The 12,392-nt window shown below is 74.5% G+C and carries 8 protein-coding genes and 1 pseudogene; 6 read left to right on the top strand and 3 right to left on the bottom strand.

Features of this window, described 5'->3' with window-relative positions; genetic code table 11:
- Window positions 1-523: 523 nt before the first annotated feature.
- Genes A6Q81_RS13475 through nudC form a run of 4 tightly spaced genes read left to right on the top strand, consistent with a single transcriptional unit; the run spans window position 524 to window position 8,148 of the window.
- Entirely contained in the window at window positions 524-826 is a 303-nt protein-coding gene (locus tag A6Q81_RS13475) for an MGMT family protein (protein ID WP_067855872.1), read from the top strand.
- Window positions 827-857: 31 nt separating this feature from the next.
- Window positions 858-4,118, top strand: coding sequence for an ATP-dependent helicase (locus A6Q81_RS13480; RefSeq protein WP_286690776.1), 3,261 nt, complete (start codon window positions 858-860; stop codon window positions 4,116-4,118).
- Window positions 4,115-7,261, top strand: a complete 3,147-nt coding sequence (locus A6Q81_RS13485) for an ATP-dependent helicase (protein ID WP_286690777.1) — start codon at window positions 4,115-4,117, stop codon at window positions 7,259-7,261. The genes A6Q81_RS13480 and A6Q81_RS13485 overlap by 4 nt, the downstream gene beginning before the upstream one ends.
- A complete protein-coding gene (gene nudC, locus A6Q81_RS13490) occupies window positions 7,258-8,148 on the top strand; it encodes an NAD(+) diphosphatase (RefSeq protein ID WP_067855881.1) in 891 nt (296 codons plus the stop codon). The genes A6Q81_RS13485 and nudC overlap by 4 nt, the downstream gene beginning before the upstream one ends.
- A gap of 122 nt (window positions 8,149-8,270) precedes the next feature.
- On the opposite strand, the gene A6Q81_RS13495 is transcribed toward nudC, so the two are convergent.
- Window positions 8,271-8,513 (bottom strand): mycoredoxin, encoded by a 243-nt coding sequence (locus A6Q81_RS13495; RefSeq protein WP_067855885.1) that lies wholly within the window; start codon window positions 8,511-8,513, stop codon window positions 8,271-8,273.
- A 148-nt stretch (window positions 8,514-8,661) separates the two neighbouring features.
- Here A6Q81_RS13495 and A6Q81_RS13500 point away from each other — a divergent pair, with 148 nt between their 5' ends.
- Window positions 8,662-10,704 carry an ATP-dependent helicase gene (locus A6Q81_RS13500; protein ID WP_067855888.1) on the top strand — a complete coding sequence of 681 codons (2,043 nt, stop codon included), beginning with the start codon at window positions 8,662-8,664 and terminating at the stop codon, window positions 10,702-10,704.
- On the opposite strand, the gene A6Q81_RS13505 is transcribed toward A6Q81_RS13500, so the two are convergent.
- Complete coding sequence (locus A6Q81_RS13505; RefSeq protein ID WP_286690778.1) at window positions 10,685-11,332, bottom strand: LysR family transcriptional regulator; 648 nt, start codon at window positions 11,330-11,332, stop codon at window positions 10,685-10,687. The two genes, A6Q81_RS13500 and A6Q81_RS13505, sit on opposite strands and share 20 nt — an antisense overlap.
- Window positions 11,333-11,401: 69 nt before the next feature.
- Here A6Q81_RS13505 and A6Q81_RS13510 point away from each other — a divergent pair, with 69 nt between their 5' ends.
- Entirely contained in the window at window positions 11,402-12,040 is a 639-nt protein-coding gene (locus tag A6Q81_RS13510) for a LysE/ArgO family amino acid transporter (protein WP_067855894.1), read from the top strand.
- Between the two features lie 3 nt (window positions 12,041-12,043).
- On the opposite strand, the pseudogene A6Q81_RS13515 reads toward A6Q81_RS13510, so the two are convergent.
- Window positions 12,044-12,392, bottom strand: a pseudogene (locus A6Q81_RS13515) (AarF/ABC1/UbiB kinase family protein); the annotation flags it as partial.

Consider the following 12,392-nt stretch of genomic DNA (forward strand, 5'->3'; position numbering starts at 1 on the left):
TTTGCTACGGGATCCCGTCGTGAACGCAGAAGTGTTCGTCCTTCGTCGCACGAAGGAAGAATCGTGGGTGCCCTTGGGGGTGGGGTGGGCAGCGCTTCTTCCTTCTCCTGGACCGGTCCACGAGAAGGGAGAAGTTCTGCCACGTCTAGCCCCGTCGGCGGTGGATTCTCCACCTGTACAGCGCTGAGAAGGTGGCAGATCCACCGCCGACGCCGATTCGGTGGCAGACCCACCGCTCGACCCTCGAGACGAACCCACAGCCCGGGACCCCGGACCAGCGCCGTCGCCAGCCGTCCGGTCGAGGCCCTTTCGGAGCGCAGGACGAGTCGAAGCCGCGCCAGCGCAGCCGCAGGTCGACGAGAAGCTGCGCCAGCGCAGCCGCAGGTCGACGAGAAGCCGCGCCGACGCAGCCCCACCGAGCGAGAAGCCGCACCACTGCAGCCGCAGGTCGACGATGAGCCGCACCACCGCACCCACCCGACCGAGGAGCCGCGCCGACGCAGTCGCCAGGCATCATCGAGGGGTGGACGAGGCGTACGTCGAGCAGGTGCTGCGGCTGGTGGAGCGGATCCCGGCCGGACGGGTGCTGCCGTACGGGCGGGTGGCGGAGGTGGTCGCCGGCGGGTACGGCCCGCGCTACGTCGGGCGCATCATGTCGCTGTACGGGCACGCCGTGTGCTGGTGGCGGGTGCCGCGCGCCGACGGGACGCTGCCGGCGCCGCTGATGATGGAGGCGCAGCAGCGGTGGGCGCAGGAGGGCACGCCGGTGCGCAACGGTCGGGTGCACGTCGCCGAGGCGCTGTGGGGCGAGGCGGGGGCGTCCTGAGCCTGTCGGTGGCCTCTGCTGGGATGGTCACGTGACCGTCGAGTACCGCATCCAGCCTCCCGAGCCCGCGACGGCGGCGCGGCGGGTGGTGCTCGACCCGAGCCAGCAGGCCGTGCTCGACCACGTCGCCACCGTCGGCGGGCCGCTCCAGGTGCTGGCGGGGCCGGGCACCGGCAAGACGACGACGCTGGTGGAGCTGGTGGCGCAGCGCGTGGAGTCCGGCGCGGTCGCGGCCGACGAGGTCCTCGTCCTCACGTTCAGCCGGGCCGCGGCGCAGGAGGTCAGGGCGCGCATCGCCCGACGGCTGGGTCGCACGGTGGCCACCACGCCGGCCATGACCTTCCACTCCTTCTGCTACGCGCTCGTGCGCGCCGAGCAGGGCACCACCGACTTCCGCAGCCCCGTCTCGTTGCTGAGCGCGCCCGAGCAGGACGCGGTGCTCGCCGACCTCCTCGCCGGCACCGACCCGCAGGAGTGGCCCGAGGCGCTGCGGCCCGCGCTGCGCACGCGCGGCCTGACGGCGGAGCTGCAGCGTCTGCTGGGTGCCGCCCGCGCGCAAGGTCTCGACAGCGTCGACCTCCTCGCCGTCGGCCAGCAGACCGGTCGCGCCGACTGGCAGGCCGCCGCCCGCTTCTTCGACGACGTCACCTCCGTGGCCGCGTTCACCAACACGATCGACCACACCGACCTCGTGTTCCAGGCGGTCACGCTCCTGGACGACCCCGAGTGCCGGCGCCGCTGGCGCGACCGGCTCCGGCTCGTCGTCGTCGACGAGTTCCAGGACACCGACCCGCTGCAGGTCGCGCTGCTGCAGGCCCTGGCCGGCGACGGTCGCGACCTCGTCGTGGTCGGCGACCCCTACCAGTCCATCTACGGGTTCCGCGGCGCCGACGTCACCGGCATCCTGCGCTTCACCGAGCAGTTCGCCACGCCGCTCGGCGAGCCCGCCGTGCTCACCCTCGCCCGCACCAACCGCTACGGCGCCGCCATCGCGGCGGCGGTCCGCTCGGTCGTCGAGAACCGCGGAGCGGTCCCGGGTCCCGACGGGGAGCGCCTCGCCGCGCTACGCTCGCCGGCCACCGATCCCGAGCGGTCGGGCAGCGTCGAGGTGCGCACGTTCTCCTCCGCCACCGCCGAGGCCGAGCACGTGGCGCTCCTGCTGCGCGAAGCCCACCTGGTGGCCGACCGACCCGTCCCCTGGGACCGCATGGCGGTGCTCGTCCGCTCCTCGGCCCACCTCGACCGGCTCCACCGGGCGCTGTCCGCCGCGGGCGTGCCCGTCCAGGTCGCGGGTGACGAGCTGCCCCTCGCCGTCGAGCCCGCCGTGCGCACCCTGCTCGCCGCGCTGCACGCCGCGCAGACCCTGCACGCGGGCGAGCCGCTCGACCCCGAGGCGGCCACGTCGCTGCTCACCGGCCCGCTGGGCGCGATGGACGCGGCCGGACTACGACGCCTCGGCCGCGTGCTGCGTCGCGACGACGCGGCCGAGCACGGCCGGCCTCGACCCTCACGTCTCCTCCTCGCCGAGGTGCTCGCCGACCCGCCCCGGCTCGCCACGCTCGCCGCCGACGGTCCCGAGGGCCTCGCCGTCCAGCAGGCACGACGTGTCTCGGGGCTGCTGGTGCGCGCCGTCGAGCAGCTCGCGGCCGGCGCGTCCGCCGAGGAGGTGCTCTGGACGTTGTGGGACGGCACCACCTGGCCGCAGCGGCTGCGCGCCGAGGCGGAGTCCGGTGGCGAGGGCGCGGCCCGGGCCCACCACGACCTCGACGCCCTCTGCGCGCTGTTCGCCGAGGCTGCCCGCGCCGAGGAGCGCGAGGCGCATCGCTCGGTCGGCGAGGTCGTGCTCGCCCTCGAGGCGCAGCAGATCCCCTCCGACACGCTCGCCCAGGCCCCCGACGACACCCGCGCCGTCCGTCTCATGACGGCGCACCGCTCCAAGGGCCTGGAGTGGGACCTCGTCGTCGTGGCCGGCGTGCAGGACGGCGAGTGGCCCGACACGCGCCTGCGCAGCAGCCTGCTGCAGCCCGAACGACTGACCCGCGAGGGCGTGGCGCCCTACCCGAGCACCCGCTCGGCGATCGCGGAGGAGCGTCGGCTGTTCTACGTCGCGTGCAGCCGCGCCCGCGAGCGGCTCGTCGTCACCGCCGTCGCCAGCGGCTCCGACGACGGCGACCAGCCGTCGCGCTTCGTCGGTGAGCTCCACACGTCGCTGACGCAGCCCGACGAGGACCGCCCGGCGCGCCGGACGCTGCCCGAGACCGAGCACCGACCGCGCCGCGCGCTGTCGCTGCGCTCCGCCGTGGCCGAGCTGCGGCGGATCGGCGAGAACACCGACGACCCGGCCGAGCGGAGGCGCGTCGCCGAGCAGCTCGCACGGCTGGCCGGCCACCCGGCGAGCCGGGCCGCCCACCCCGACCGCTGGTGGGGGCTGGCGCCTCGCACGACCTCCGACGCACCCCTGCGGCCCGCCGACCAGCCGATCCGGCTCTCGGGCAGCCAGGTGTCCGCCCTCGAGCAGTGCCCCCTGCAGTGGTTCCTCGACCACGAGGCCCGCGGCGCGCACGCCACCACGTCGGCGCAGGGCTTCGGCTCGATCGTGCACGCCATCGCCGCTGACGTCGTGCGCACCGGGGTCACGCCCGACGTCACCGCCATGTCGGCGCACCTCGACGACGTCTGGCACGAGCTCGACCTCCCGCCCTGGGTCGGTGCCCGCGAGAAGACCGCCGCCGTCGAGGCGCTCGGCCGGTTCGCCACCTGGCACACCGAGAACCCGCGCACCGTCGTCGCGGCCGAGCACCCCTTCGACGTCGAGGTCGAGGTCGAGGGGCGCGCGGTCCGCCTCGGCGGGTCGATGGACCGGGTCGAGGTCGACGACGAGGGCGGCGTGCACGTCGTGGACCTCAAGACGTCCAAGAACCCGCCGTCCTCGCGCGACATCGCCGAGCACCCGCAGCTCGGCGTCTACCAGCTCGCGGTCGAGCACGGCGCCACCGCCGACGTCGTCCCCGACGGTCACGCGGCCGGTGCGGAGCTGGTGCAGCTGCGCGTCGACGCCTCCGGCGCCCCCAAGGTCCAGCCGCAGGACGGCCCCCGCGACGACCAGCCGTTCTTCGCGGTGGAGCAGCTGCGGCGCAGCGTGCGCACCGTCGCCGAGGAGCAGCTGGTCGCCACCGCCTCTCCGAACGCCTGCGGCTGGTGCCAGTTCCGCCGGGTCTGCCCCGCCCACGACGACGGCGCCAGCATCCTCGTCCGCCAGCGCGGGCCGGTCGCGGGGGAGGAGCAGGCATGAGCCTCGTCCGCGACGCGCAGCACCTGCGCGACCTCGTCGGCATCCCGTTCAGCGAGCCGCAGGTCGCCGCCATCACCGCCGGGCTCGACCGCCCGGGCGCCATCATCGCCGGGGCCGGGTCGGGCAAGACGACGGTCATGGCGGCGCGGGTGCTGTGGCTCGTCGGCCACCTCGGCGTGGCACCCGAGCGGATCCTCGGCCTGACCTTCACCAACAAGGCGGCCGCCGAGCTGGGACAGCGGATCCGGGCGAGCCTGGAGCACCTGCCCGCCGACCCGGGCGACCCGTGGAGCGACGTCACGGCCTCGACGTACCACGCGTTCGCCGGGTCGCTCATCACCGAGCACGGCCTGCGGCTCGGCATCGAGCCCGACCTGCAGGTCGTCACCGACGCGTCGCGGTTCCAGCGGATGGCCCGCGTGATCTCCGCCTACGACCGCGAGCTGCGCTTCATCGGCACCCACGTGCCCACGCTGGTCGGCCAGGTGATGGCGCTGGACTCCCAGCTGTCCGAGCACCTCGTCAGCCCCGAGCAGCTGCGCCAGCACGACGCCGCCGTCGTCGCGGAGTTCGAGGCGGTCGGCAAGCCGGCGCTGCTGCGCGACGCCGCGCTGACCGCGCTCAAGCGCAGCGAGCTCAGCCTCCTCGTGGAGGCCTACCGCGTCGCCAAGGCCGCCGACGGCGTCATGGACTTCTCCGACCAGATGGCCTGGGGCGCCCAGCTCGCGCAGCTGCCGGAGGTCCGGGCCGCCATGCTCGAGCGCTACGACGTCGTCCTGCTCGACGAGTACCAGGACACCTCCGTCGCCCAGCGCGACCTGCTGCAGGCGCTGTTCTCCGGGCTCCCCGTCACGGCCGTCGGCGACCCCGCGCAAGGCATCTACGGCTGGCGCGGAGCGGCCACCGGCAACCTCGAGGAGTTCCTCGACGACTTCCCGGCCGCCGACGGCAGCCGGGGTCGCCAGTTCGCCCTCGTGGAGACCCGACGCTGCGCGCCGGAGGTCATCGCGGCCGCCAACCACCTGGCGCAGCCGTTCTACGCGTCGTCGTCGGTGGTCTCCCCGCTCGTCTCGGCCGCCGACCTGACCGGGCGCGTCGACGTCGCGCTGCACCGCACCGTCGACGAGGAGATCGCCGCGCTCGTCGCCGGGGTCGTCGCCGAGCACGACGCCGGCCGACCGTGGGCCGACATCGCGGTCCTCGTACGGGTGGCCCGCGAGAACGGCGAGATCGTCAAGGCGCTGCGCGACGCGCACGTGCCCTTCGAGATCGTCGGCCTGGCGGGGCTGCTCGTGCAGCCCGAGGTGCTCGACGTCGTCTCCCTGCTCGAGGTCGTCGAGGACGTCACCGCCAACCCCGCGGTGCTCCGGCTGCTGGCCGGGCCGCGCTGGAACGTCGGACCCCGCGACCTCGCGCTGCTCGGTCGACGTGCCGCGACGTTGAGCGGACGCGCGCACGGCGCCCAGGACGACGCGACGCTCGCCGAGGAGCTGGCCCGCGCGGTCGAGGGCACCGACCCCACCGAGGTCGTCTCGCTCGCCGAGGCGCTCGACGACCCCGGCGACCTGCCCTACGACCCCCGCGCGCTCGAGCGCTTCGCCGACCTCTCGCGGGTGGTGCACCGCGTCCGGGCGCACGTGGGCGAGCCGCTGCTCGACCTCGCGCGTCGCGCCGTCCGCGCGCTCGACCTCGACGTCGAGCTCGAGGCCGGCGACGTCGAGGGTGCGTCCGACAACCTCGCGACGTTCCTCGACGCCGTGGCCGACTACGGGGCCACCGACCGCTACGCCTCGCTCACGGGCCTGGTGACCTACCTGCGGGCGGAGTCGGAGTTCAACGAGGGCATGGAGGTCACGACGCCCTCGGAGGCCGACTCGGTCAAGCTGCTGACCATCCACCGCTCCAAGGGCCTGGAGTGGGGCGCGGTGTTCGTGCCCCTCGTGTCGAGCAGCGTGTTCCCGTCCGGTCGTGGCCGGCCGAGCTGGCTGACGAACGGCAGCGCGCTGCCGACGTCGCTGCGTGGCGACGCGGCGAGCCTGCCCGACCTCGCGGAGTGGACGCCGACCGCGGGCAAAGAGCTGCGCGCGGCGAGCCGCGAGGCCGACCTGCTCGAGGAGCTCCGCCTCGGGTACGTCGCCTACACCCGCGCCAAGGAGCGCGTGGTCGTGAGCGGCCACTGGTGGGGACGCACCCAGCTGAAGCCGCTCGGACCGTCGGACTTCCTGCTCACCACGCGCGACTGGCTCGTCGAGCAGGGGATCGACCCGCTGCACTGGGCCGAGCCTCCCGCCGACGACGAGACCAACCCGCACCTCGTGCTCGCCGACGGGATCGCGTGGCCGGTGGAGCCGCCGGCTCTCGACGGGCGGCGAGCGCTGGCCGCGGAGGTCCTGGCTGCCCTCGACGGCGGCGCGGCGCCGGTGCCCGAGCTGCCGGTCCCTGGCGACCGAGTGGCCGAGCTGTCCCTCGAGATCGACCTCCTCCTCGCCGAGGCCGAGGCGGCGCAGGCAGAGGCGCGTCCCGTCGAGCTGCCGTCCACGCTGTCGGCGACGGCGGTGCTGGCGCTGGCGCAGGACGAGTCGTCGTTCGCGCGCACCCTGGCGCGGCCGATGCCGCGCCAGCCCTCGGGCGCCGCCAGGTTCGGCACCCGGTTCCACGCCTGGGTCGAGTCGCACTACGGCCAGCGACCTCTGCTGGAGCCCACCGAGCTGCCGGGACAGGGCGACGTCGAGCTCGCCGACGACGCCGAGCTGGCCGACGTCATCGAGCGGTTCGAGTCGGGCCCGTACGGACACCGCACGCCGCACACGATCGAGGCGCCCTTCTCGATGCTGCTGGCCGGCCAGCAGGTGGTCGGCCGCATCGACGCCGTCTTCGCCACGACCACGCCGGCCGGCCGTGGCTTCGAGGTGGTCGACTGGAAGACGAGCCGACAGGCCGACGCCGACCCGCTGCAGCTCAGCCTGTACCGGTTGGCGTGGGCCGAGCTCCAGGGTCTCGACCCCGCACTCGTCTCGGGCGCGTTCTACTACGTGCGTCTCGGCACGGTGGTGCGGTACGCACCCGAGGACCTGCTCGACCGCGAGGCTCTCGAGGCGCTGCTCGCGCCCGGGACCGGACCCGGGCCTAACCTGGCAGGGTGAGCGCCTCGACCTCGTCCGCGACCCCGCCGTTCGCCTTCGACCGGGCCCGCCACGACCGTGCGGGCCTGCTACGGGCCGACGACGCGTGGGACGGTCCGCAGGTGCGCGTGCTGGTGCTGGGCGGTGAGCACGTCGCGACGGTCGACGGGCCCGCCCTGCGCTGGCTGCCGCGCGAGGAGGCGCCGGAGGGCACGTGGATCTTCCTCGGCGAGCTCGCCGGGGTGCCGCACGCCGCGGTCGTCGTCGAGCGCGTGCCGCAGGACCTGGTGCCGGTGAGCATCCGCGTCCTGGCGCCCCTGCTGGGTGCCGACGACCTCTCCCTGGCCGTCCACGCCGTCGGGATGGCCCGCTGGCTCGCTGCCACGCCGTTCTGCCCGCGCTGCGGCGGGGCCACCGAGATCCGGTCGGCCGGTCACCTGCGCCGGTGCACCGTGTGCGGCACCGACCACTTCCCGCGTACCGACCCCGCCGTCATCATGCTCGTCACCGACGACCAGGACCGCGCACTCCTCGGGCACCAGGCCAGCTGGCCGGAGGGTCGCTGGTCGACGCTCGCGGGGTTCGTCGAGCCGGGGGAGACCCTCGAGGACGCCGTCCGCCGCGAGGTGACCGAGGAGTCCGGTGTCGTGGTCGGCGACGTGGCCTACGCGGGCAGCCAGCCGTGGCCCTTCCCGGCGAGCCTGATGGTCGGCTTCTTCGGTCGGGCGACGGCCACCGACATCGAGGTCGACGGCGTCGAGATGGCGGCGGCCCAGTGGGTCACCCGCGAGGAGCTGCTGGCGCAGGGCGAGGCGGGGACGCTGCTGCTCCCGCCGTCCGGAGTCTCGATCTCCAGCTGGCTCATCGAGAGCTGGCTGGGCGAGCGCATCCCGTCCGGCTGGTACTGACGTCGGGGCGGTAGGCCGCCGCGGAGCTCGAGCGAGCGGTAGCTGGCGCGCGTCACCTGACGACGATGACGCGGGTCCGCGACCGCCAGCACTCGTTCCGCGGCTCACCTACCGCCAGGGGGTCAGACGCCCAGCTGGGCCTTGACCTGCGCGACGGACGGGTTCGTGAGGGCGGTGCCGTCGGCGAACACCAGGGTGGGGACCGTCTGGTTGCCGTTGTTGGCCTTCTCGACGATCGCCGCGGCCTCGGGGACCTGCTCGATGTCGACCTCCTCGAAGCTGATGCCCTCGCGCTGGAGCTGCGACTTCAGCCGGTGGCAGTAGCCGCACCACGGGGTCGAGTAGAGGGTGAAGTCGCCGGTCATCGTTGTCTCCTGTGCGGTCTAGGCTGGTCGCACCGGTGTCGACGACGCCGGTGCCACGGGTGTCAACGACACCACGGCCGGGCTTGTTCCGCCCCGCCGGCCTGTCCGGCACCCCCCGACCCGTCCCCGACCGAGGAGAAGTGCCCGCGTGCCCAGCCCCGAGGACCTCCTCGAGAACCTCGACCCCGAGCAGCGGGCCGCCGCCGAGGCCCTGCGCGGCCCGGTCTGCATCGTCGCGGGCGCCGGGACGGGCAAGACCCGCGCCATCACCCACCGCATCGCCTACGGCGTCGCGACCGGCCTGTACGTGCCCACCGAGGTGCTCGCGCTCACCTTCACGACGCGTGCCGCGGGCGAGATGCGCGGACGGCTCGCCCAGCTCGGCGCGCCGCACGTGCAGGCCCGCACGTTCCACTCCGCCGCGCTGCGCCAGGCGCGGTACTTCTGGCCGCAGGTCTACGGCACCGAGCTGCCGGAGGTCGTGGGCTCCAAGTTCGGCCTCGTCGCGGAGGCCGCGAGCCGTGAGGGCATCCGCCGACCCGACAACGCCGTCATCCGCGACCTCGCCGCCGAGGTCGAGTGGGCCAAGGTCAGCAACGTCCGTGGCGCCGACTACCCCGATGTGGCGCGCCGCCGCGGACGCGAGGTCGCCGACCTCGACCCGGGCCGGGTCGCCGCGGTCATGGCCGCCTACGAGGACGTCAAGCGCGAGCGCGGGCGCATCGACTTCGAGGACATCCTGCTCATCACCGCCGCGATCCTCGCCGACGACGAGCGCATCGCCGCGCAGGTCCGACGCCAGTACCGGTGGTTCGTCGTCGACGAGTACCAGGACGTCAACCCGCTCCAGTCGACGCTGCTCGACCTCTGGCTCGGCGGACGCGACGACGTCTGCGTCGTCGGCGACCCGCGCCAGACCATCTACACCTTCGCCGGGGCGTCGCCGCAGATCCTCGCCGACTTCGCCCAGCGCTACCCCGACGCCGAGCGGGTCTCGCTGGTGCGCAACTACCGCTCCACCCCGCAGGTCGTGGCCGTCGCCAACGCCGTGTTCGACGGCGTCCGGGGCGAGGCCCACGGCCGACCGCTGCAGGCGCAGGCCGCTCCCGCCGAGCCCGTGCGCTACCTGGGGTACAGCGACGAGCCGAGCGAGGCGTCCGCGGTGGCCGACGAGGTCGTCCGGCTGCACCGCTCGGGGGTGCCCTACCGCGAGATGGCCGTCCTGTTCCGGATCAACGCGCAGTCGGAGGCCTTCGAGGAGGCGCTGGGCGAGCGCGACGTCCCCGTCACCCTGCGCGGGGTCGAGGGCTACTTCCAGCGCGCCGAGGTGCGTCAGGCCGTCACCCTCCTGCGCGGTGCGGCGCGCGCCGGCGAGGACGGGGCCGACGCGACGGTCGACGTCGACGCCCCCGACCACGGTCGGCTCGGGCACGAGGTCCGCGCGGTCCTGGCGAGCATGGGACACACCGAGACCGCGCCGTCAGGTCCGGGCGCCACGCGCGACCGCTGGGAGTCGCTGCACGCTCTCGTGACGATGGCCGACGACCTCGCCGAGTCCCAGCCGGAGGCCGGTCTCACCGAGCTGCTCGCCGACCTCGACCGTCGCGCGCAGTCGGCCCACGCGCCCACCGCGGAGGGCGTGACCCTCGCGACCCTGCACGCGGCCAAGGGCCTGGAGTGGGACGCCGTGTTCTGCGTCGGGGCGCACGAGGGGATGATGCCCATCACCCACGCCGACACCCCGCAGGCCGTGGCCGAGGAGCGTCGGCTGTTCTACGTCGGCGTCACCCGGGCGCGGCGCCACCTGACCATCTCCTGGGCGCGGGCACGCAAGCCCGGCGGGCGGCAGGGGCGCAAGCCGACCCGGTTCCTCGACCCGCTGCTGCCGCCGGACCACCCGGCGCGCGGCGGCTCGGCCGGGCCGCGCCCCAAGAAGCGCAGCAACGTCGAGCTCGAGTCGCTCGACGCCGACGCCCGCGCGGTGTTCGAGCGTCTGCGGGAGTGGCGCAGCACCACCGCCGCGGACGCGAAGGTGCCGGCCTACGTCGTGTTCACCGACGCCACCCTGCTCGCCCTGGCCGAGCTGCGCCCCGCCGACGCCCACGGGCTCGTCGGCATCCCGGGGATCGGCCAGACGAAGCGCGAGCGCTACGGCGAGGCGGTGCTCGAGGTCATCGCCCAGCAGGGCTGAGGCGCTCGGCGGCCGTCGCCACCACGACGTCGGTCAGCCGGTCGAGCAGGCTCGACGGCGTCCGCCAGCGCTGCCACGACAGCGGGGAGCGGATCGTCGGACCTGCGAGGTCGACGAGGTCGGGCCCGTACGTGGCGGCGTGCTCGGCGGGCAGCAGGCCCCAGCCGAGACCGAGGGAGACGGCCCGCGCGAAGTCGTGCGGCGACGGCACGAGGTGGCGTGGGGTCAGGGACGCGTCGACGTCGTGCGCGGCGAGCCAGTCGGCCTGGAGCGAGTCGGTCGGGTCGTAGTCGACGCGCGGTGCGGTCCGCAGCTCGGCCTCGCCGACCCCGTCGGGGGCCCAGCGGTCCATCCAGGTGCGCGACGCCATCGCCCGGTAGGTCAGCGCGCCGAGCGGGACTGCCCGGCCCCCGGGCACCGGCTCGGCGCGGGCCGTGACCTCCCCGGCGGCCGTCGGCCGCACGGGAGTCGTGCGCACCAGCAGGCGCTGGCCGACCGACTCCTCGATGGCCTTCACACGCTGGCTCACCGCGGACGGCGTCACGTGCAGGGCGCGGGCGGCGCCGTCGAAGGTGCCGGCCTCGACCACCGCGGCCACGGTGCGCACGGCGACGGGGTCGGACCACATGAAGCCATGCTAATGCACCTGAAGAATTCTTCGCTGGTCCTGAAGATGCTTGCGCCCTAGCGTGGCTGCGTGACCAGCCTCCTCTCCGGCCTCGGTGCCGGCCTCGCCCTCATCGTCGCGATCGGCGCGCAGAACGCCTTCGTCCTGCGGCAAGGGCTGCGTCGCGAGCACGTCGGCCTGGTGGTGGCGGTGTGCGCTCTCTCCGACGTCGTGCTCGTCGCCGTCGGGGTCGTCGGCCTGGGGCGACTCGTCGAGTCGGTGCCCTGGTTCGTCGACGCGGCCCGCTGGGGTGGCACGGCGTTCCTCGCCGGCTACGCGGTCCTGGCGCTGCGCCGGGCGGTCACGGGGTCGGGGGAGTCGCTCGAGGTCGACGGCGACGCCCGCGTCGAGTCAGGCGGCGGGCTGGCGGTGCGGGTGAGGCCGTCGGCGGCGCGGGTCGGGCTGACCGCGCTCGCCCTGACATGGCTGAACCCGCACGTGTACCTCGACACGGTCGTGCTGCTGGGGTCGGTCGCCGCCTCGCACGGTGACGCCCGTGGGTGGTTCGCTGTCGGCGCCATGACGGGCAGCGTCGTCTGGTTCGCGGCGCTCGGGTTCGGTGCGCGTCACCTGGGCCGCTGGCTGCGCGAGCCGCGCGCGTGGCGCCTGCTCGACGGCGCGATCGGCTGCGTCATGCTGGTGCTGGCCGCCGGCCTCGTGCTCCGCTGAGCCTCAGTCCGGTGGCTCGAACCCGGGGATCGACTCCTCCAGGATCGAGCGGAACGGTGCCGTCGCGTTGAGCTGGCACAGCACGCCGACGCCACCCAGCCAGACGCGGTGGATGAGCAGGTACTCCGGCGGCAGGTTGATCTTCATCGACGTCGACATGCCCTCGCCGCCGAGGCCGACCCGGCCTGCTTGCTCACGCAGCCAGGCCCTCGAGAACGTGAACGTCGGGGCGCCCGCCGGCTCGACGAACGGCGCGATGTACCCGGCCATCACCTCGGGATCGATCTTGGTGCCGGGACGCAGGAACCCCTCGCTGCGCAGGTGGTCGGTCACCGCCTGCGCGTCGCCCGCC

The sequence above is a fragment of the Aeromicrobium sp. REDSEA-S38_B2 genome, from assembly GCF_001628525.1.
In the GTDB taxonomy this organism is placed as follows: Bacteria; Actinomycetota; Actinomycetes; order Propionibacteriales; family Nocardioidaceae; genus Aeromicrobium; species Aeromicrobium erythreum.